The organism is Dulcicalothrix desertica PCC 7102, assembly GCF_003991905.1.
Lineage (GTDB): Bacteria > Cyanobacteriota > Cyanobacteriia > Cyanobacteriales > Nostocaceae > Dulcicalothrix > Dulcicalothrix desertica.
Genome location: NZ_RSCL01000008.1, coordinates 172,828 through 195,049, shown reverse-complemented (window position 1 = coordinate 195,049; position 22,222 = coordinate 172,828). Strand labels below are relative to the sequence as shown.

General features: G+C 39.0%; 17 protein-coding genes. 6 read left to right on the top strand and 11 right to left on the bottom strand.

From position 1 onward, the window contains the following. Positions 1-18: 18 nt before the first annotated feature. From DSM106972_RS18360 to DSM106972_RS18335, 6 genes are all read right to left on the bottom strand, one after another. Positions 19-1,392 (bottom strand): ATP-grasp domain-containing protein, encoded by a 1,374-nt coding sequence (locus tag DSM106972_RS18360; RefSeq protein WP_127082057.1) that lies wholly within the window; start codon positions 1,390-1,392, stop codon positions 19-21. Between the two features lie 8 nt (positions 1,393-1,400). Beyond that, positions 1,401-2,228, bottom strand: a complete 828-nt coding sequence (locus DSM106972_RS18355) for an O-methyltransferase (RefSeq protein WP_127082056.1) — start codon at positions 2,226-2,228, stop codon at positions 1,401-1,403. Positions 2,229-2,353: 125 nt separating this feature from the next. Further along, positions 2,354-3,583: a sedoheptulose 7-phosphate cyclase gene (locus tag DSM106972_RS18350; protein ID WP_127082055.1), complete on the bottom strand. Its 1,230-nt coding sequence runs from the start codon at positions 3,581-3,583 to the stop codon at positions 2,354-2,356. A 661-nt stretch (positions 3,584-4,244) separates the two neighbouring features. Beyond that, positions 4,245-4,853, bottom strand: coding sequence for a pentapeptide repeat-containing protein (locus DSM106972_RS18345; RefSeq protein ID WP_127082054.1), 609 nt, complete (start codon positions 4,851-4,853; stop codon positions 4,245-4,247). Between the two features lie 447 nt (positions 4,854-5,300). Beyond that, on the bottom strand, positions 5,301-7,106 hold the full coding sequence (locus tag DSM106972_RS18340) for a serine/threonine protein kinase (RefSeq protein WP_170213584.1): 1,806 nt from the start codon (positions 7,104-7,106) through the stop codon (positions 5,301-5,303). Between the two features lie 584 nt (positions 7,107-7,690). Further along, positions 7,691-7,942 (bottom strand): type II toxin-antitoxin system RelN family antitoxin, encoded by a 252-nt coding sequence (locus DSM106972_RS18335; RefSeq protein ID WP_127082228.1) that lies wholly within the window; start codon positions 7,940-7,942, stop codon positions 7,691-7,693. Between the two features lie 156 nt (positions 7,943-8,098). Here DSM106972_RS18335 and DSM106972_RS18330 point away from each other — a divergent pair, with 156 nt between their 5' ends. The 3 genes from DSM106972_RS18330 to DSM106972_RS18320 all read left to right on the top strand — a co-directional run bounded on the left by DSM106972_RS18330 (position 8,099) and on the right by DSM106972_RS18320 (position 11,624). Further along, positions 8,099-9,139: a methyltransferase gene (locus DSM106972_RS18330; RefSeq protein WP_233787124.1), complete on the top strand. Its 1,041-nt coding sequence runs from the start codon at positions 8,099-8,101 to the stop codon at positions 9,137-9,139. A gap of 259 nt (positions 9,140-9,398) precedes the next feature. Continuing rightward, positions 9,399-10,370 (top strand): DMT family transporter, encoded by a 972-nt coding sequence (locus DSM106972_RS18325; protein WP_127082053.1) that lies wholly within the window; start codon positions 9,399-9,401, stop codon positions 10,368-10,370. 75 nt (positions 10,371-10,445) lie between these two features. Beyond that, positions 10,446-11,624 carry a TauD/TfdA family dioxygenase gene (locus DSM106972_RS18320; RefSeq protein WP_127082052.1) on the top strand — a complete coding sequence of 393 codons (1,179 nt, stop codon included), beginning with the start codon at positions 10,446-10,448 and terminating at the stop codon, positions 11,622-11,624. Here DSM106972_RS18320 and DSM106972_RS18315 read toward each other — a convergent pair. Continuing rightward, entirely contained in the window at positions 11,572-12,795 is a 1,224-nt protein-coding gene (locus DSM106972_RS18315; RefSeq protein WP_127082051.1) for an MFS transporter, read from the bottom strand. The two genes, DSM106972_RS18320 and DSM106972_RS18315, sit on opposite strands and share 53 nt — an antisense overlap. A gap of 97 nt (positions 12,796-12,892) precedes the next feature. Between DSM106972_RS18315 and DSM106972_RS18310 the strand changes: the two genes are divergently transcribed. Next, positions 12,893-16,204 carry a non-ribosomal peptide synthetase gene (locus DSM106972_RS18310; RefSeq protein ID WP_233787123.1) on the top strand — a complete coding sequence of 1,104 codons (3,312 nt, stop codon included), beginning with the start codon at positions 12,893-12,895 and terminating at the stop codon, positions 16,202-16,204. 40 nt (positions 16,205-16,244) lie between these two features. Here DSM106972_RS18310 and DSM106972_RS18305 read toward each other — a convergent pair whose 3' ends face one another. The 3 genes from DSM106972_RS18305 to DSM106972_RS18295 form a co-directional block, all read right to left on the bottom strand. Beyond that, the gene (locus tag DSM106972_RS18305; protein ID WP_127082049.1) at positions 16,245-16,616 is read right to left on the bottom strand and encodes a type II toxin-antitoxin system RelE/ParE family toxin; all 372 of its coding nucleotides are present in this window, start codon (positions 16,614-16,616) and stop codon (positions 16,245-16,247) included. After that, a complete protein-coding gene (locus tag DSM106972_RS18300; RefSeq protein ID WP_127082048.1) occupies positions 16,606-16,854 on the bottom strand; it encodes a type II toxin-antitoxin system RelN family antitoxin in 249 nt (82 codons plus the stop codon). Before DSM106972_RS18300 ends, DSM106972_RS18305 begins: the two co-directional genes overlap by 11 nt. A 232-nt stretch (positions 16,855-17,086) precedes the next feature. Further along, positions 17,087-18,691 (bottom strand): peptide ligase PGM1-related protein, encoded by a 1,605-nt coding sequence (locus tag DSM106972_RS18295; protein WP_127082047.1) that lies wholly within the window; start codon positions 18,689-18,691, stop codon positions 17,087-17,089. A gap of 759 nt (positions 18,692-19,450) precedes the next feature. Between DSM106972_RS18295 and DSM106972_RS18290 the strand changes: the two genes are divergently transcribed. Together DSM106972_RS18290 and DSM106972_RS18285 are read left to right on the top strand one after the other, a co-directional pair. Next, positions 19,451-20,305: an SDR family oxidoreductase gene (locus DSM106972_RS18290; protein WP_127082046.1), complete on the top strand. Its 855-nt coding sequence runs from the start codon at positions 19,451-19,453 to the stop codon at positions 20,303-20,305. 174 nt (positions 20,306-20,479) lie between these two features. Then, positions 20,480-20,737, top strand: a complete 258-nt coding sequence (locus tag DSM106972_RS18285) for a hypothetical protein (RefSeq protein ID WP_127082045.1) — start codon at positions 20,480-20,482, stop codon at positions 20,735-20,737. A 44-nt stretch (positions 20,738-20,781) separates the two neighbouring features. Here DSM106972_RS18285 and DSM106972_RS18280 read toward each other — a convergent pair whose 3' ends face one another. Continuing rightward, positions 20,782-22,212, bottom strand: coding sequence for a sugar transferase (locus DSM106972_RS18280; RefSeq protein WP_411675318.1), 1,431 nt, complete (start codon positions 22,210-22,212; stop codon positions 20,782-20,784). Positions 22,213-22,222: the final 10 nt, after the last annotated feature.

Here is a 22,222-nt window from a genome sequence, read left to right as displayed (position 1 = left end):
CTTGCCCACCCTTTAAAATCAGTCTCCACCCAGTTCTACCAACTTACCAATATTAAAATCAATCCTTATCCAACCTCGATTTTTCTGCAAATTTTGAATTAACAGCAAGAAAATTTGCCAGTGAGGATTCATCAAAAACGGTAACGGGTCTTGCCAAGAAAAAATAGCATCTTTACCATGCTTAATAATTTTGAATCTATAAACAAAATCTGACCAGGAACGAGTATTAAATAGGCGCCATATTTCATGGTATGTCCAGTAAGTTGGTTTACTCGTAAATTTTGGTTGAATAGGTTCTGCCAAATTATTTCCTGTACCTAGATATGCATCTGCTACACCTGGATGATTATAAAACATCGTGATAGCACTGTGAGTACGAGGATTACATTCAATAGCGTATATATTCCCGTCTTCTGCTTCAATAAAGTCAAAAGAAACCTGCCCAGTAATACCTAGCTCTTTAACAAAACGACTTACCCATTCAAAAATCTTAGGGTTATCAACATTTTCATAGTTGACTTGAAACGCACTAGACTCACAGCAGCAGTGCAATGTAATTACCCCATTACGAACGGTACTGTGGGTGCAATATTCTTTACCTGGAATAAATTCTTGCATAATCCAGGGTTTTTCTGAACTAATAGGTAAACTTCTCACGAATGCTGCGGTTGCTTCGGGAGTATCGCAGGGAAGTCTAGTTAAATCTAACCTACGTACTGAGTCGTAAGGAATACTTTTAAGAATGTATTTACGCTTTTCTTGGGAGAAATCAAAGTTTATAACTTGTTCGGGGTCAGTAATTTTAAAAGACTTAGGAACTGATAGACCAAAACTTTGTGCAGTTTGTGCGAATGCGTGCTTATCATCAAGCATTTGTGTCATTTCTGCATCGCAATGTATAACTTCACATTGTGGCAGTGCTTTCTTCGCGAGAGAATCATAGTAACTCGCAACAGGACTACACACAGGTACATAAACATCGATATTTTCTTTTTCTACGATGTCTACTAATGACTGAATATAACCTTCTGGGTCTTTTTCAGGCGCCTCAACTGTGTAAAATTTATTTACAGCAGACGAAAAGCGGTGTCCAGTTAACCAATATTTATGCGCTTCTAATAAAATAACTCGATGCCCAGCATTATGGAACGAGCGCGCAAGTTGTAATGCTTTGGTCATTTTACCACCGCTAATCAAAATATTTTTAGGTTTTTCAGTGGTAAAATTTTGAGGACGCAAACTTTTTAAAAGTAGTGCGACCAAAACAAGAGATGCATTTAATGGTAAAGCAAGCAATAGAAGTGTAAGAGTGCCTAAAGTTTTTAGCGAAGAAGCGCTAATACCAGGAGCATGTGTTTTTGCAGGTGAGGAAAGCGAAATTGACTGTGCCATGTGTATAATCAAATTCTTCTAATCAAAGTAACGCCATCACGCAAAGGTAATATTACTTGCTCCACACGGGAATCATTTGCGACCACTTGATTAAATTCAGTAATTGCTTTACCGTTAACACTACGTTGTTCGTTAGGTAGATATACTTGTCCTTGCATTAATGTGTTATCAACACATATCAAACCACCAGGCGCCAGTAAGCTGCTGTCTAATATGGTGTGGAAGTATTCAATATACTCTTTTTTATCAGCGTCGATGAAAATTAAATCAAACGACTCACCGTTTTGAGCTAACTTACGTAGTGTTTCAAGAGCAGGCGCCACTTCTACACTAATTTTATTACCATGAGGGGAATTTTGAAAACAAGCTTGAGCAAAGCTAGCAACATAAGCATCAACTTCACAGGCCACAAGTTTACCATCATCGGGTAATGCTTCCGCCATTGCCAACGCCGAATAACCAGTAAACATACCCACTTCAAGAACACGTTTGGCTTTAGTCAAGTAAACAAACATCTTCAGCGTTTGTCCTTCAACATGTCCAGATAACATTTCTTGTTCGAGTTGACGAACAGTTTCACCATCAGAAAACCGCTTAGACCAATCTTCAGTACTCGTCTTCTGTGCAAGTGCCTTCAAACCCTGAGATTCATTCGTCGTATATTCACCAATATAAGGTTCCAAACCTGCCGCTAGATTATATATCTGCTGTAATGAAGTCAATACCTCTGCGGAAGTATTTGATGATTGCGCGAGTTGTAATGTACTTTGGAGCAATTCCACCAAAATACCATGAGGTGTAACAGCTCTCGGTTGATTAATTTGAGTAATAGTCATTAGATTTTAGATTTTAGATTGTGGATACCATAGGGGCGGGTTAACCAATATCCTAAAACTGTGTGTACCATCTCGTAAACCCGCCCCTTACAGATATCATAATTTTACAAACCACCCCGTAATATTTACACCGCAGCCATTTCCACCTCTTCTGTGCCAATATAAGCATCAATACCAGCACCAGAACGCGGTAAAGCTGCACAAATTTCTTTATGCGCGACAACCGCAGCATCTAGCTCCTCGCGAGTCAAATCATTAACAAAGAAGCAAGTTCCAATTGGTTTTGGCATTGCTGCACGTAATTTCCCATCACGAGTCTGAGTAATTGACTCAGTAGCGTGCCAAAGTAAATCACCTTCTAATAGTGGATGGTCAAGTGACAAACCAATGCGAGACATTAAATCGAGAATACGGTCACGTTCTCCTACAGAAATATATCCGCGTCGAGATGCAATTGTTGCCGATAATGCCATATCAATATTTACCGCATGACCATGATATAAAGGAACGCGCGGCGCCAATTCCAGTGTAGGACTCCAAGTATGACCATAGGCAATTACCCGGTCAAGGTCGATTTCATGCAAATTAGGTGTTTCTAACTCTAGCATTGTTTTAATCGCTTCGTAATTCACCTTATGAGCGATTTCTTGTAAATGCTCTGAACCATTTACATAACCAAAGTGAGTTTGTAGTAAATCATGACCGTACTCGTACAGCAGTTCAAAAACTTCAGAATTTGAGACTACGGCAATCTTGACTAGCTCTGCCATTCCGTTACGAACTTGTGCAACAGGCAGAGTTTTTAAGAACGAAAAGTCAAGAATTACCTTCTGTGGTGCATGATAGGCGCCTAAACGGTTCTTCAACTTCTTGTGATTCACTGCAACTTTAATTGCGACACCTGCATCAATTAAACCAATAAGCGTTGTTGGAATACGGATATAGTTAGTCTTACGACGATAAGCAGAACAAGCAAAACCCACTACATCAGTAACTAGTCCACCACCCACTACCAAAACTGGTTCTTTACGAATCAAACCAAAATCAGCAAATGCATCTACAACCGATTCAAACGTCGCTAGCGTCTTTGCAGGTTCGGTAATAGTAACAGGATGTACCGTCAAATCAATGTCATAGTAACGGAAGTAAGCTCGAATTTGCTCACCATACAAACGGTTAACGTTCGCATCAACCACTGCCAAACAGCGTCCAAACGGTTGGTAGCTGTCTGCGACTTCAGTATTTTTAATATCAAACGCACCGTTGACATACTCTAGACTGAAGTCTATTTTTTCATACCCAGTAACGTGAAACGCTTTTTCAGTCGCTGTAAAAGATGCGTGAGGTATACCCATATCTCTCGTCCTTGATTTAATAATTCAAAATCGAACAAAATTGAAAATACTGTGCTTTAACGTCAGTCACCCGACGACCATTACAACTCAACAGAACAGACTATAATCAAACAGAAACCGGGTTTCTACACCAAATCGTCATTTTTATCACAGATTTCAACGAAGAAACCCGGTTTATAATGCCCTAAATTTGGACATTCGGGAGTAAAAATATTAATGTTTTGCTTCTGTTCCTAGTAATACTAAGTATGTTTACTGTGGAACCTCTAACGTAATCACTAGTAAAATCTGTACCGTGGAAGATAGTTTATTTTTATCTCCTAATTTCCACTTGAGATTACAGCCCTGATTAATATTCAGTTCGCTGCCTTTAAGCATTCACTTTTGACCTCATTTAGCTAGAAACAGAAATAATTTGCAGCAAAGACTGCCGCATTGGCCGTGCTTACATTAGTAATATCGGGCAAATTGGATGTGAAGTTATTTTTCGCTATGAACCATAAAATTCAGATTAACTCTATTAGGTGACATATTTACCAATCGAAATATTAGTATTAATTATCGGACACAACAAATTAAATAATTATTAAATATATAGAGAATCTTTCAAAAGTATGATATGGCGTAAGGTGGGGATTGCCTACCCCCACCGTCAAGATAATTATTCGCGTCTTTCTGTAGTTTCCTCGGTTATTTGCTCGGTTGAACAAACGCTACCACGCGCGCCCCTCTCAATCTTAAATTTTTCGCAATCACGTTTTTGAGGACGTTGTAATGACCAACCATAAGGTTTGTCACCAGTAACTAGACCGTTAGACAACGTTGTTAAACGAAAGTTGGCGCCGCGCATATTTACCATCATGCTGGTTGAACCTTTAAGGTTTGCACCCTCTAAGTTGGCGCCCATCATGCTAGTAAACCTCATATTGGCATTTTCTAGGGATGCTGACTTTAATAAGGCGCCTGTGAAAGAAGTAGCAGTAAGATTTGTATTACTTAATATAGCACCTTCCAAATTTGCACCAGTTAAGTCAGCACCACTTAAGTTTGAGCCGCTAAAATTGGCGCCTTTGAGGTTGGCATCGCGTAAAATCACCCTAGTTAGATTAGCTCCGCTTAAGTCGGCGCCGCTCAAATCACAACGAGAACAGACACCAGTAGCCTTAAACTGCTCTAAATCTTGTTGGTTGACTGCTTTAGCTTGTTGAGTTAATCCCAAACAAGCTAGTACCGCTAAAGTAGCAAAAATTGTATGTTGTTTATGTCGCATATTTTTAGAATTTTACCAATCGTGCGTATAGCCATACTTACATATAGGACTTTTTTCGCAAACAATAGGAATAAAGAAAATGTAAAGAAATAGTAAAATAACTATAAACTATACACTTACATAGGTTGTGTTGGTACGATACATGTAATCTAACAAACAAAAAACCTCAGTAATGCCTGTAAATACTAGAGATAAGACGCATGTAAACATAAAGAGCCTGTAAAAACTCTGTGAAAATACCATAAACTCGCGTCTTTGAACCACCGAATATTGGACGTAGATATTAGAATGGACATAACTGCTAATTATACAGAAACTCTATAGTCTAAGCCTTATGTAATCCCTCGGTCAGATAATGACTGGGGGATGAATATTTATGAGTAATGAGTGCTGAGTAATATTCTTAATTCCGCTCCACAGCACTCAGCACCCAGCACTCAGCACTCTTTACTTCCAACCTAAAAGCTTTAACCAAGGAACTACTAAATAATGACTTAGAGCTAGGTAAAAGCTGTTGAAAATACCTAGTAAGCTAAAAAAGATAACTTTAGGCGCCAGTTGAGATGCTTCTGTGGAAAGTAGAAAGTTAAATAAGCTAGGTGACAAAATACCAAGATTAATTAGTAAAGCAAAAGTTAACGCTGTACCGAAAGCGCTAGTTAGTGCATGAACTATGTTATGACTACGTAGTCCTAAACCAAGAGTTAGCAAAGAAACCGCGATTAATATCAACCCCATTAATCCTTCGGCTGTAACTGAGTAAGCGAGATTAGCAGTAGGTACACTAATACTAGCTAATACTACCCATCCTAAACCGTAGCCAATAATACTTGTAATTAAAGCGATGAAGTAACGGCGCCTTTGTCCAAATGCACCGCTAATAGTTAGTGCCCATGAAGTTCCTAAACCAGCAACCGCGAATGATATTATTTCTGACCCTGACACATTGCTTGTATTATTCAATACACCTGGAAGTTGGTTAGCAATATATACAGAAAGTTGTTTTCCCCAGATGGTGTTATTAGCGAGTAGTAAACCAACGATTGTACCAATACAGGCGCCAATTGCAGCAAGGAGCATTGCCCAAGTAGTACTAAGACAAGCGAGAATAGTATTAATAAAAGTCTTGACTGTAAAAAGTACTGTTTGAGAAGTCGCTTGTGCGAATGCAGTAGTTATTTGTACGCTTGTACCTTTTAACCGTTGCCAGAAGTTAGATAACGGTGATGCGGTGTTATTAACTTGATGGGTAATTTGAGTAAATTTTTTCTGAACGTTTTGCCCAACCTGAGAAAATAATGATATGGCAGGCGCCGCTTGAGAAATACTAGCGAGTCTTTTTTGAATAACGGTAGCAGATGCAGGACGAGAGCGGGCATCGTATTTAACCATTTCGTCAAGTAAATCGCCCAATTTGGGTTTAACGTCAACTAAATGGCGCCAGCGTAACTCTCCTGTAACAGGGTCTTCCAAATCTGCAGGGTTTTTCCCAGTAAGTAATTCTACCATCGTTCGACCAAGCGCATAAAAATCGGCTTGGGGTCCAACGTTAGCACCAGTTAGCTGTTCTGGGGGACTATAACCCGACGAAAACAACCGCGTTGAGCGACTAGGAAAGCGCAGCAATGCCGAACTAACTTGCTTGACTCCACCAAAGTCAATTAACACTAGCTGGTCTCCACGTACCGCCCCACGAGAAAAGGCGCCTGTACGTAGCATAATATTAGAGGGTTTAATATCACGATGGATAATTTTACGGGAATGCAAGTGATTTAAAATATCAATCGCTTGCAGCAGCCAGTTGAGTACTAATACTTGAGGACAACCTTGCGGGTAGTGCTTTTGAATTTCCTCCAGCGTCAACCCATGAATTTTTTCCATCACCAAACATGGCAGTTTGCGAGGTTTGGGGTGTGAGAACTCAACCTGAAAATGCCCGCAAATATCAACAATCGGAACTCCAGGGTGTTCAAGATTACATAATATTTCTGCTTCTTGTACAAACAGTTCGAGTGCTTTAGGTGAATCTTCAATTAAGACTTTTAGAACCTTTTCGGTTTGCGCTATTGTATCCCAAACCGTATAAATTTGGGCAAATCCACCAGAACCTAGGGTTTGCAATGGCACATAACGTTCAAGTAGCTGTAGATTGGCGCCACAGCTATTGCAAAATTTATTACCCCAAGGTTGCGGATAGGGACGCAAACAATCAGGATTTATACAATGAATCGCACTCTTGTTTACCTGGGACACAACTGTTTAAGAGACACTAGCTTAGTTGATTATACTAAACACAGGGTAACGCGAACTGTGTCTCATTAACTATTGTTAAGCTTTTACGGGTCTAATCGTTACAAAATTTGTAATTAAATTATTATCTCATTGTCATACTGAGGAACGTTAACGCAGTTTTCCCGCAGGGTAGCATCTTGCATTTGTCACACTCAAGAACAAAGCATCTCCTTGTCATGCTGAGGAACAAAGCATCTTACATTTGTCATGCTGAGGAACGTTAACGCAGTTTTCCCGCAGGGTAGCATCTTGCATTTGTCATGCTGAGGAACGTAGCATCTTGCATGTGTCATGCTGAGGAACGAAGCATCTCTAAGATTTTCTTATAATATTGTAGGAACAGGAGACCCAACAAAGAGCTTCTTACGAAGATATTCTGTGAGAAACAGAGATTATTTCTCAATCTTTATAAAATTCGCTGATGATTTCTAGGATTTCGTTTACTTGAATATGTTCTCTATCAAATTTTGAAGAAATTGTTATCACCAAAATAGTTGTAGGCGCCTCAACTTGATATATGACTAGATACCAGCACTAAAATAATATCATGATTTAGTATCAATCCGACTCCATAGCTCGCTTACAGGTCTAGTTTGCCCAGCTTTTGCTTGCTGAAATCCTCTCCTTAAAATAGCTTTAACTTCTTCGATGGGCGTATCATCAGGGTCAATTTCTTCTTGGTCAGTAAACAAAACTATGACTCGAACCCTATTAGAGTGTTCTTCTGCAAGAATCGGCTCATCCAAGATTAAATTTCCATTTTTGTCAATACTGCCAGTGACTTCAACAGCTTTCAAACGGAGCAGGCGCCTCAATTTTTCATATTTTAACAAAAACACGCGCCTGTGCAGTAATAGTAATTATCTTTACCACGCACTACTAGGCCTATTGACGAGATGGTACGAATAAATAGAAATTGAAGTAATGTAAAATTTTGACACGGAGAAATAGATTTGTTAGGGACGAATTCGGCATCAAATAAACTTGCTAAGATGATTTATGGCTATTGGCAAAGCCAGTGTCTTTATATAGCAACAAATTTAGGTATACCTAACCTGTTACAGTCAGGGGCAATGACTGTGGAAGCGATAGCAGAAAAAACTTCGACAAAAGTAGAAACTCTTTATGTTCTTCTTCGTGCTTTAGCTCATCTAGGTGTGTTTGCAGAAAAACCTGGACGTGTATTTGCTGCAACAGAACTCTCAGAACTCCTGGTTACAGATGCAGAGCCAAGTTTAGGACATTTTTTGTTACATATTACAGAACCACCGATGTGGGATGCTTGGAGAGAATTAGGTGGTTCATTGAAAACAGGGGAAGTCGCTTTTGAAAGGGCACATGGCAAAAATTTTTATGAGTTTTTCATGTCGGAAAACCCCGATAGTAAAAACTTGTTTAATAATGCCATGAGCTATTTGACGAATCAAGCAATTGATTCACTGTTTGAGGTCTACGACTTCGGCCAATTTGATACAGTTATGGATGTTGGAGGCAATCGAGGCTCACTAATTGCCCATATTGTCAAGAAATTCGGATGTAAAGGTATATTATTCGACCTTCCACATGAAGTTGAGATAGCTCCTGCTTTCCTCGCAAGTCAAGGAATTGATAGTGATGCTGTGCAAGTTGTTGGCGGAAATGCTTTAGAGGAGTTACCAAAAGGTGCTTCGGCAATTATAATGAAGTATTTCTTGTCTGTATTTAATGTTGAAGACGCGCGTCAAGTAATTACTCGGTGTAGAGAAGCTCTTCCTCCACAAGGTAAAGTCGTACTTCTACAAACACTTGTTCCACCTCGCGGGGCGCCAGTAGAATATCCAGATGGAACTATTCCAGGTCTTGCCGCAGTTCAGATGATGGTGACAAATCCAGGGGGTTATTGGCGCACCGAAGAAGAATATAAGGAGTTGTTTAGTACTAGCGGCTTTCAACTAGAACAAGTGATTCACACAGGAACCAGTCTGACAGTGATGGAATTTAGCAAAAAGTCTTGAGCATCCTAAAAACCCGGTTTCTTTCCGAAACCGGGTTTCTTTTATCATATTTTTAGACTTTTTCTGATTTTTCTTTTGGAAATCATCAAAAATAGCTATAAATGTAGTTAATTACCTCTGTTGACAGATTTTTTTTAATGTGTTGCACTCGGACAATTGTAATAAAATGTAATAATTATGACATTATATATTTGTACGCTCAAAAAAGCGACAAAGTAGCAAGCAATACAAATACATTTGATAATCTAATTGGAAATTAATGCTCAAGGTAAAATCGAAACTCCCCGGCGAACAACTATTCGCATCACCAACGACCGTAGCACTTGCTTCTTTGTTACTTAGCCTAGTGGCTCTATCTTTCTCGCCAATTCTGATCCGTTTGAGCGAAGGTGAACTAGGTCCTAACGCTACAATTTTTAATCGTTTTTGGATATCTACTGTCGCTTTTGTGCTGTGGAATCAATTTACAGCAGCACGCGGGCAACTGTCGGGTAGTCAACCGAAATTACCGCAACGTTACACAATCCGGCAAATCTTGCTCTTGATAGGAGTTGGAGTTGTGATGTTTGCCACTCTTGCTCTTTGGGCTTGGTCTTTAGCTCATACCAGCGTCGCAAACTCTACGCTCATGCACAATTTGGCGCCACTGTTCACGGTTTGTGGGGGGTGGTTGATTTGGGGAAAGCGCTTTGATAGTAAATTCCTTAGCGGTATGTTAGTAGCAATAATAGGAGCTTGCCTCCTGGCATACCATGATTTTACCGAAGCTGCGACTGACAAACTCCAAGGAGATTTAGCGGCAATACTATCAGCCGTTTTTCTTGGCTTATACCCACTTTTAGTAGAGCAACTACGAACTCACTTGAGTCCAGTAGTTATTATGACTTGGTGTTCTGCAATTGGCACGGTTTTGCTTTTTCCTATCGTCATACTTACAGAAGGTCAGATTTTCCCCCATTCGTTGCATGAATGGATTTACGTAATTTCACTAGCATTGATATGTCAAATACTAGGGCTGGGACTTTACGCATATTCACTAAATTGGTTAACTTCAGGATTTGTTTCCTTATGCGATTTGTTTGTTCCCGTTCTTAGCACCCAAGAAGCTTGGGTGATTTTTTCGGAAAGTCCTAGCTGGGTTACTTTGGTCAGTTTTGGTGTAATTCTGGTGGGGGTATGTATAACTTCAACCAGCCAATCTGCGATTAAAACAGAAGCAGAATCAGCCTAGTGGAGGTATGGAAATTGGAACGATTAAAGTTATTATTTTATTAACTGGTGCATTTTTTAGCTTTACAGTATAAACATGCAAAATCTTCCAATTTCTATCTCAAAAGACATACAATTCAGATTTTTACGAGATGACGAAAAAACATACAGCACGTCGGAAAAAGAGCTACCTTTGGTAGTTGAGCCTGTACAAGAAACATCCTTTGCACATCTTTCACGATTACTGGCTGAAAATGGCGCCGAGTTTAATAAACTGCTAGATAAATACGGCGCCGTTTTGTTTCGAGGATTTGATATTAAGGATGGTAATCAATTTCAGAAAGTTTTAGAGTTCTTGAATATCCAGTTAGAGTCAGTTTACCACTTTGGTAGCGCTCATCGTGTACGAATAACCGATAAAGTCTTCACGTCTTCAGAAGCTCCACCAAATACCGTTATTGCTCCTCATAATGAACTCAATATGGTACCTTGGCGCCCTAATCTACTTGCTTTTTTTTGTCAAGTACAGCCAGACGTATATGGTGAAACTCCGATAATAAATACAGAAAGGCTATTTAATAACTTATCTCCGAGTTTACAGCACAAAATTGCCAATTATCCGCAGCGATTTGTGCGATATGTTCCTGAACATCTACTAGGATTAGTCTTTGAGGGACTATCGAAACATGAGATTAGCAAACTTATTACTGAACAAGGATTTGATTTTAACTGGGAAGAAGATGGCTCTTTAAATTTTGAGTGTTCTTATATTACCTTATTTAGTCACCCAAGAACAAGTCGGCTCTGTTTTTGCCTAAGTATTGTTGATTGTTTAGTAAGTAGAGAATGGTATAAAAATATTAGCCAGCGGTATTCATTGGCAAAAAGGCTTTATTATAATTGGCTACCAGCTTCGTTGTACAAACAATATCAGCAAAGACTAACAACGGCAGCAACTGTTGTTGATGGTTCGCAAAAACGAACTAGTACACTTAATGCGTATTTTGTCAATGGTGATAATGAATGTATTACAATAACCGAAGCAGAAGCGAAAGAATTGGGAAAAGCTGAATGGAAAAATGCAGCAATTTTTCAATGGAAGCAAGGGGATATTCTTCTCATCGATAATCTACAAGTTGCTCATAGTAGACTCAATACTGCACAGAAGCGAAAGATACTCACTGCTTTCGGAAACATGTGTAACATTCGCGATATGACACCAGCTACTCTTGGTCTAGCTTCAGCAAAGGAATTAAAAGCCAGCAAAATATTGTAAATACAGCACTGATAATCACAAGAACGTAAACTGGAGTTCCCCAACCATATAAGTAACCTCCCAAAATAGGCCCAGGTTGTCTAACTAGCTGATACACAGACATTAGTATTGCATAGGTGGCACCTTCTACACCAACAGGACAAGACCTTGCTGCAATTTCTAAGACACCCAGCATGGCTATCATTGAAAAAAATCCAAAAAATACACTAACCAACATAGCACTTTGTGCATTGGTTATGAATAATAAACCAATTGTAGAGGCAGCTGTAAACCCAATTGCTAAATTTAACAACAGTTTTCGCGAAATCCTAAAGGCAAAGATACCAAACATGAGGGCGCCTATACCATTAGACAAAGCTTCAAATGTACCCAAAATACCTATAAATTGAGAGTCAAAATTCAAAGCATCCTTGTAGTAATAGACAAGGTAATTTACTAGCGTTGGCACAAGAGTAAATTGTAGGCAAGCAATAAAAGCTATAACAGTAAGAAAACGTCGTGATTTTACTGCTAACCAAACAGCTTTTAAATTATTTTTAACCGGAACAGTGTTACGCTCCTTTTTTTCATCTGCAAGTAATATAAAGGTTGCAACTAAACCAATCAATGGTACAATTGCTGTGAATATAAACGCCATCGATAAATTAGAATTTTGAGCAAACCAGCCGCCAACAAAATACAGTAAAGCTTGACCAAAACTTAAAGAAGTCCATTGAATTGCCTGTAAGCGAGCTGTATTGTTTAAAATGCGACCCTGAACGACCATTATTTTATCTGTTAGTACGTCGCTAAAGGCTATGAAAAAATTAACTAAAATTAGACTAATCGCCAACAACCAATATGTGTTAACTTGAAATATACCTAACCCTAATAAGACAGCAAGCGTTGACGCATAGCAAATAAAAAAGTAGCTTTTGAACTGGTAGCCAAATAATGAAACAGCATCTCCAAGCATTCCGTAAATTGGTCTAACTAACCAGGGAGAGAATATCAGACTGCTAAAGGTTGCTAACTGTGCTGGTGAAAGTCCAAGGTTATCTTTGAGATAAATGGTCAGCGGAAGACCAAAAAGTCCTGGATTACATCCGTAAGTTTGAATTAAGTAAAACAGAACCATGATGCCAATAAGTTTCTGTATTGTCATCGAATCTTGCCTAGTTGTGTTGGACATTAGTCACCTGATTTGATAGTTACCTGATTTAATTAAGCCATTAAACTTTATAATAGATTAAATTCTTAGCAGCGTGACGCTGAAAGCATCAATTTCTATGTCTTCTATGTCAAAACTTCAAGCATATTGGGAAAAACATCTATCCGGAGAATTACCTTTACTCGAATTTCCTACTAATTTACCTCGTTCTACTAAAAAATATAATTGCGCTTCTCATAAGTTTGTAATCAATAATAAACTAACTGCGTTACTTAAAGAACTGGCAAATAATCAAAGTGTCAGCATTGATAACGCTTTGTTAGCAGCATTTAAAGTTTTGCTTTATCGTTACACAACTGAGAAAGAAATTATTGTTGGTTTGCTACTCACTAAGCTTATCTCTAACGTAGTCGTTTCAAAAGATTTGATTTCGGAAACTACCTCATTTAAAACCTTTTTGAGCCAAGTTAGTCATACTGTTTCAGAAATAAGCAAGTATCAAGATTATCCCTTTGCTTCATTGATAAAGCAATTACAGTCAAAGTCTAATTCAAGCCATTTATCTATTTGTCAAGCTTTATTTACTTACCAACTTGAACTAGAGTACCAGAAACCACCCCAAGATAATATAGAATTCGATTTATGCTTGGAAGTCATCGACACTTATGAGTCACTACTGTGTAACTTTAAATACAATAGTAATTTGTTAGATAAAGTAACGGTTGCTCAGTTCAGCGAACATTTTCAAAATTTAGTGGAAAGTATTGTATCAAATCCAGAACAAGCAGTAGCTCAGTTATCATTGTTGAGTGAGAGGCAACGAGACGAAATACTGGTAGAGTGGAACGCAACTGAAAACGATTATGAATTTACAACTCTTCATCAATTAATTGAGGCACAGGTCGAGCGAACACCAGATGCAGTAGCGGTTTCCTTTGCTTCTAAAGAGCTTACCTACCGTACACTAAACTGCTGTGCAAATCAACTGGCACACTATTTACAAACACTGGGAGTTAAACCAGGGGTATTGGTTGGTATTTGCGTTGAGCGTTCTTTAGAAATGGTAGTAGGACTTTTGGCTATCCTCAAAGCAGGTGCCGCTTACCTACCTTTAGACCCAGGTTATCCACAAGAACGTTTAGAATTAATATTATCTGATTCTCAGGCGCCAGTATTGCTGACTGATAATATAAAGTTATTTTGTGATGATAACCAAAGGAAAACAATTTGTTTACAAACACACCAAGAACATATTGCTACCCATAGCCAAGAAAATTTGGCGCCATGTGCAACCGTCGAAAATCTAGCATATGTTATTTACACCTCTGGTTCAACAGGTAAACCGAAAGGAGTAGAAATTCCTCATCGCGGTGTGGTAAATTTTCTAAAATCGATGCAGCATGAACCTGGAATTACAGCAACAGATGTACTATTAGCAGTTACTACAGTATCATTTGACATTGCCGCCCTTGAGTTATATTTACCTTTAATTACTGGTGCTAAGGTAGTATTAGCTAGCCGAGAAATAGCTAGTGATGGTAGGCGCCTGTTAGAACTAATAAATAGTAGTGGTGCAACGATAATGCAAGCCACACCAGCAAGTTGGCGAATGTTACTCGCAACTGGATGGAATGGTTTTGAGCGATTAAAAATTCTTTGTGGTGGTGAAGGTCTAACAAGTGAGTTGGCGCAGCATTTATTAGACAAAGGTGAATCAGTATGGAATTTATATGGGCCAACTGAAACTACTATTTGGTCAACTGTTTGTAAAGTCGAAGCCAATAAATTATCTCATGCTCTAATCCCTATCGGTCGTCCCATTGCCAATACACAAATTTATATATTAGATGAGCATCTCCAACCAGTACCAATAGGAGTAAGCGGCGAATTATATATAGGTGGTGCAGGAGTTGCGCGTGGTTATCTTAACCGTCCTGATTTAACTAGCGAAAGGTTTATTGATAATCCTTTATTACCAGGTTCGCGTTTTTATAAAACTGGAGACTTAGCTCGTTATCTGCATGATGGCAACATTGAATACATTAATAGAATAGACAACCAAGTAAAAATTCGGGGTTTTAGGATTGAATTAGGGGAAATAGAAAACGCTCTATCTGCTCATCCAGAAGTGCGAGAAGCAGTCGTCATTACCCGTTCTGAAGAATTAACCGAAAAACAAATAGTAGCTTATATTACTACAAATTGCGAACCAACTCCAGGCAAGTTGCGTGATTTTTTGAGACAAAAGCTACCAGATTACATGATACCCGTAGCTTTTGTGATATTAGAGGCATTACCCTTAACACCGAGTGGAAAAGTAAACCGCCGTACTTTGCCAAAGCCAACAGCTTCAAGCTTTAGCCAACATGATGAATTTATCGCACCGCGCAATGATACTGAACAAAGACTGGCAAAAGTGTGGTCAGAGATTTTAAACATTCAACCAATAGGTATTAAAGATAACTTCTTTGAAATTGGTGGAAGTTCTCTTTCAGCAATATTCTTGATAGCAGCCATTGGGCAGCAATTTGGTAGGGAATTACCGATTTCAACACTCCTTACAAATCCTACTATTGAAGAATTTGCTGTACTTCTTAATACCACAGATACTTTTGATAACTCCCTTCTAATTCCCATCCAGCCAAAAGGTAACAAGGCGCCATTTTTCTGCGTACATCCCGCAGGTGGTCATGTTATGAGTTACTTAAAATTAGCGCAGCACCTAAGTAACGACCAACCATTTTATGGCTTACAAGCACAAGGATTTAATGGAGAAGAACCTTTAACGCGCGTCGAGGATATGGCTAGCGTCTATATTGAAGCTATTCAGAAATTTCAACCAAATGGGCCATATTATATTGGTGGGTGGTCATTTGGGGGAGTTGTCGCGTATGAAATGGCGCAGCAACTACACAAAATGGGACATGAAGTCTCTTTGTTAGCAATAGTAGACTCTTATATTCCAATTCTCTTAGATAAAAACAAGAAAATTGACGCTCCTTATTTAGTTGGCGCCCTTTCGAGGTATTTTGGTGGAATGTTAGGTCAAGATAATTTGGTAAACAGTAATGAAATGAAGCACTTGGATGCTGAGGAACAAATCGACTACATCCTTGACAAAGCAGTAGAAGCCAAAATATTACCACCATCAAATCAAAGCCAACAAAACCGACGCATCGTCGATGTATTAGTTGGCACACTAAAGGCAACTTATTCCTATGTCAAACAGCCATACCCAGGAAAAGTCACCGTATTCAGAGCTAAAGAAAAGCATATAATGGCGCCTGACCCAACTCTCGTATGGGTAGAATTTTTCTCTATCATGGACGCAGAAGATATAACAATCATTGATGTTCCTGGTAATCATTACACATGCGTCTTAGAACCGAATGTACAAGTATTAGCAGAACACTTAAAATCATCGTTTTAATTAAGATTCCCGACAACTTTTACAAGGTCGGGAATCTCTATTAATCTTTTTTTTTGTCGCTATAATATTGACCAATAATTTCTTGAATTTCGTTCGCTCCAATATCTTCTCTGTCAGATTTTGAATAAATTGTGATCAGCAGAACACTTGTTGGTGACTCAAGTTGATATACCAGACGATACCCAGCACTTTTACCCTTTTGAATGTTGCTGTTGCGAACTCGTACTTTATAGACTATGTATTCTTCGCCAATACCAACAATTCTATCTCCAGTAAAGTTCCCTAATTGTAGCTGCCCTATTATTGATTGGGTATCCGAACGAATATTACGATAACGTTTAGAAAGCTCACGTAAGTTTTGCTTATATTCAGGAGTTAAGTCAATTGAAACTAATGGTAAATCATTCGGCATCGATTCCCTCCCACATTTGGGATAATGGCAAGCGTTGACCAGCTTTAGCTTGCTCAAATCCTCTTCTCAAGCTAGCTTTAACATCTTCTATGGGTGTATCGTCGGGGTCACTCTCTTCTTGTTCTGTAAATAGTACTATCACCCGGACACGACTAGGGTAAGTTTCTACGTGAATAAGCTCATCTAAAATTAGGTTTCCCTTTTGGTCAATACTACCAGTCACTTCAATCGCTTTCATGCAGGCGCCTCAATTTTTTATATTTTAGCGTTAGAGTAAGCACAGAATGAATGATCCAGGGGTGTTATGCCCAGAAGTATCTCAAAGCGTAACATAAATGTAGTTTTGCCTCAAAGTAGGATATCCGGGAGATTCTACCTCTGCGCCCTAATAGTCTCCGTGGTGACAAAGTATTCTATTTTACTACAGAGGCATATAGTCCACAGACAGAAGAAGCCCAATCAATAATCAACTAACCTTCTTCCCAAGAAATAGGCAAAGCATACTCTGAAATACTAGAAAAATCACGATTCTTATTACTAGTTTCTGCATCCAAAACTTTCGTGACCTTATTGTAAATATCTTCAGCCTCTTGTAGCGAGTCGCCAATACTTGTTAACCCTAATTTTCCAAACTGTGACAAACAGCCCATCAAATGGAATACTGTTCCCGTCTCAGTGCCAGAGTCAAAGTGCAAACGGTGATGGGCAATGATATCCATCAAGTCATTCGGTAATAATCCTTTATAGCGGTCTTTTTGTAGGTTATCAGTAGCAATATAGTATTTCGGGCGCCCTTGTTGGCTGTAAAATAAACCTGTTGAAAGATTATAACGACCGTTCGTTAGCAATTTTAACGTCATGAATGGGTGAGTTGTACCACCTTTTCGCAAGTTAATTTCAATTGCTTGAATATCCCACTCGCCATTTTCTTTTTGGACGGTAATAAAGTCAACACCATAACGCTCTAAGGCGCCTTTTTCTGCTAAATTCTGACCAACTTTTAAACCCAACTGCTGTAAGCGTAGTCTATATGCTTCATCAGCAGGGAATTCGCAACCTAAGTATATTTGCCCATCGGGGCCACCTAGTATTTGGTCGTGAGTAGATAAAATTTCTACCTCACCTGTGGGAGTAATGCGTCCTTGTACACTAGGAGAACGTTTGATTTCTCCTTCTACAAAAGCTTCGACGATGGCGCCAAGTTCTGCAATACGTCCAGAAAAATTATCCCAACTTTCTTGGCTTGCTTGGAAGCGCAGTAACAAGAAATTTTCTTTAATTGCTGCAACACGAGATGAATGTGTCTCGTTTGGTGGCGCCATATGAGATATTGGTCGTAAGTCCAACAAAGCATTTCCTTCACCAGAAATACCTTCGTTGAGTTTAACAACCATACGTTGTAATGTTGGTTGACGCTCCCACAACTGTGCTGCAACTTCCGCTAACTCCGAAACAGTTTTAACCAAAGGACTTCCATCAGGATGAGGCACATTTGACTCTGCGAAAATTTGTCTACTACCGCTTTTCGTTCCCCATATCTGTAAGTCAGGCGCCGCAGCATATAGAGGCACACCTAACTTTATAGATAATTCAGCCTCTAAATCGGTAGAATTATAGCACGTCATAAATGACTTGTTTAAACGTAAAGCTTGACGAATCCGCTCAAGCAAACGAGGACGTTCTAAAATTTTTTGACTAAGGGGCTTTTGCGATGAGTCGTAAGTAGATAATAGTAACAGACGGTTACGTGCGTGAGAAAAGGGAATTCCTGGCAATAACTGTAAATAATAATCAACAACACTCGGATGCAATGGCATTGAAGTCACGTAAACTAACCGTGTCCGAGGATTTCTTAACCTAATTAAAGAGAATAATAATCGTTCTTCATAATGTTCACAACCTTCAACCTTCATAAGTTCGCGCTGGTCGAGACTTAGCGAGGGAATGACAAGAATATCAGCATCGCTGTTGTCGAATAATTCAATGGTTTTCCAACGGTCGCGTAAAGTAGTTTGCAAGTCGCGGAAAGTATCAACCTGCTCTATTACATGCGAACTACTATCAAAGGTTTGCATAGCACTTGTGCCTCACTCATATACTCCCAATTAGATGCTCAACACAAAGGTATACCTCGACAAACGCGCGGATGCTTGCTGTGTTTAAGTCACATTATATAAATCTCGAACATTAATGTGAGGAAAGCAATTACTCTAAAGAAGCAGTTTTGCTCAAAAAACCCTAGAAACCTGGTTTCTTTGTCATAACTTGTAATATAAACAAAAATTTGGGGGTAGAAACCAGGTTTCTTGTATCCTTTCTTGTATCCAAAAAAATCCTAGAAACCAGGTTTCTTTGTCATAACTTGTAATATAAATAAAAATTTGGGGGTAGAAACCAGGTTTCTTGTATCCTTTCTTGTATCCAAAAAAATCCTAGAAACCAGGTTTCTTTGTCATAACTTGTAATATAAACAAAAATTTGGGCTAGAAACCTGGTTTCTTATATCTCAAGGTTGAGATATTCGGAATTTTTTTATTATTTCTTTATATCAGAAGAACGATTAATTAATTTTAAAGAGAGTTTAAATTGTATAAACAAGTTTACAAACAATCCTTTATTGCAATAGGCTTGTGAGTAAATAGCGTTGTCGGTTACGAAGGTATAATTTTGGGTGTGAGGCAATAAAAAGTAATTTTACCTTGATTATTGAATACCAGTAGTAACTAGCAATGCACATGGGAACACACACACATCTTTATTACCTTGGAGAGAGTAATCAATCCAAGGTTTAGTTTTTAATTGCGGCTGATAGTTAATTAATTTTAAGTTTTGTTATGCCACAAGAACAATTACAGCCACCACAATCTCAAGAGTTACCAGGTTCTGAAGCGCAAATGACTCCAAAACCCGTATCTGATGATGAAAAATATCGGGGTAGTGGTAAATTAGAGAATAAAGTCGCATTAATTACAGGCGCCGATAGTGGTATCGGACGTGCTGTTGCCATTGCCTATGCAAAAGAAGGCGCCGACGTAGCAATTCTTTACTTAAGCGAACACGAAGATGCCAAAGAAACAAAGCATCTAGTTGAGAAATACGGTCGTCGCGCGGTTACAATAGCAGGTGATATTGGTTCAGAATCTTTTTGCCAGCAAGCAGTTCAGCAAACTGTAGACGAATTGGGCAAGCTAGATATTTTAGTCAACAACGCTGCCGAACAGCATCCGCAAGAAAGTATAGAAGATATTACCGAAGAACAATTAGAAAAAACCTTCCGTACAAACATTTTTTCAATGTTCTTCATGACCAAAGCGGCAATGAAGCACCTACACGAAGGTAGTGCAATTATTAACACAACTTCAGTTACTGCCTATAAAGGCAATCCGCAATTACTAGATTATTCTTCTACCAAAGGCGCCATTGTAGCTTTCACCCGTTCGCTATCACAAAACTTAGTAGAAAAAGGCATTCGCGTTAACGGTGTTGCACCAGGGCCAATATGGACACCTTTAATACCTGCAACATTCCCTGAAGAAAAAGTAGCTAATTTTGGTAAACAAGTACCAATGCAGCGGGCAGGACAACCCGAAGAAGTGGCGCCAAGCTATGTATTCCTAGCTTCAGACGACTCATCATATATAACAGGTCAAGTATTGCATCCAAATGGTGGCGCCGTCATCAATGGTTAATATTGAGAAGCAGCAACCCCCCCGCAAATTCGGGGGCTAAGAATTCTCTATCTTGTTCCCCCCTTATCAAGGGGGGTTAGGGGGGATTAATATTTCAACCGTAAGAAAGAAGACTCAATAAATATAAATTGTTACTTTAACCAAAGTGGCGAATATAAAATAAAGGATAAAGTAATGGCATCTCTAGAAAAATTACAAGGCACAGAACTAGTAGACTGCGCGCGTGCGAATGCCAAACAAGGAATACAAACCGCTGCACGACAATGCGGTTATGGTGATAATCTCAACGAGTTTGCCAGAGACTTACGCAAAGCTTGCGAAGATATGAACCTACAAGTCAAAGAATTAAGCGAATTAATAACCGATCAAGACATGATGTTGGAAATCGGCGAAGGTGAAATTGTGGCGCCGGACACAGAAGGTGTATTGTAAAAAAATTTATTGTGGAGCGGGCATCCCTGCCCGCCCTCAAATTATTAATAGGCGCCAGTTTTATTAAACACAACCCCAACAGTTTTGAACAAAATTTTCAAATCAAGCCAAACCGACCAATTTTCAATATAAGTAATATCCAATCGCACACCCTCTTCAAAATTATCAATATCCGAACGTCCAGACACTTGCCATAAACCAGTTATACCAGGCAGAACTTCCTGACGAATAAAATGCATAGTCTTAAAACGTTCCACATCACGTAACGGAAGTGGACGTGGACCAACTAAACTCATTTCACCAAGTACCACATTAAATAACTGTGGCAACTCATCAAGACTATAGCGACGTAAAAACTTACCAACTTTAGTAATGCGTGGGTCATCTTTAAGTTTAAACAGTACCCCATCTTTAATTTCATTTTTGGCTTCTAATGCAGCCTGTAGTTTTTCTGCATTCGTCACCATAGTTCTGAACTTCCAAATTTTAAACTTTTTACTATGTAACCCCACTCGGTCTTGCTTAAAGAAAATAGGCCCTGGAGAGTCAAGTTTGATGAGCAGAGCAATACTAATGTACAGTGGCGAAAAAGCAATTAATAGTATTGTCGAACAAACCAAATCAAAAATTCGTTTCAGCCAAAAATCAGTACCAGCAACAATAGGCGCCGGAATAGTTAGACAAGGAAGGTCGCCAAGCATCCAAACTTGAGATTTGGGGTGATATAGCTCGCGCTTATTCGGCAGTATACGAATTGTAATGCCAGCAGTATAAAAATGCCAGCAAATATACAAGCGGTCTTTAATAGAACTCCAAGAAACAAAAGCTTCCACTACACCGAGTTCGCGTAGATACTGCAATGTCTGTTCACGATTAGCTAAATCAAGACAACTCGAATCAGCAACACCTTGAACTATGTAGCAATTTTCTTTTTCTATCAAATTAACTTGCTCTTGTTGCTCTTCTAAATCAGTAATTAGAAAGATAGCGTGACGCACGGCGCCTTGATTACGGAGAAGTTTTGTACTGGTATCAAAGATAAAGCGAGAAGCACAAGTAAAAATTACAGACAATAACCAAGAGAGCAAGAAAATTGAGCGCGATACATATACTTCAGGAGCATAGAGAAAGCCAATGAGTAGCAGCAGAATAGAAGAAAGTGAAATGGCTTTAATAACGCGCGTATAGTTACGACGATTAGTACCAGCTTTGTATAAACCTGAAGTTATGAAGATAGTAAGTCCAACAGTTACATTTAGTAATAGAAAAGATACTTCTTGTGTCCAAGGTGATTGAATTGGAGTCCCGAAATATATTGCTAGCCTCCATGCTAAAACTAAGGATACAGCATCTAAAATTACCAATGTGATTACCCGAAGTAATCGAACTATGAATCCTCGCTGAATTTGGGCGCCTTTTGCTGACCTTAAATCTGGTTTAAAAGCTACTAGCGGTAATGATTTGTAAGTCACGATTCGCTTCTAT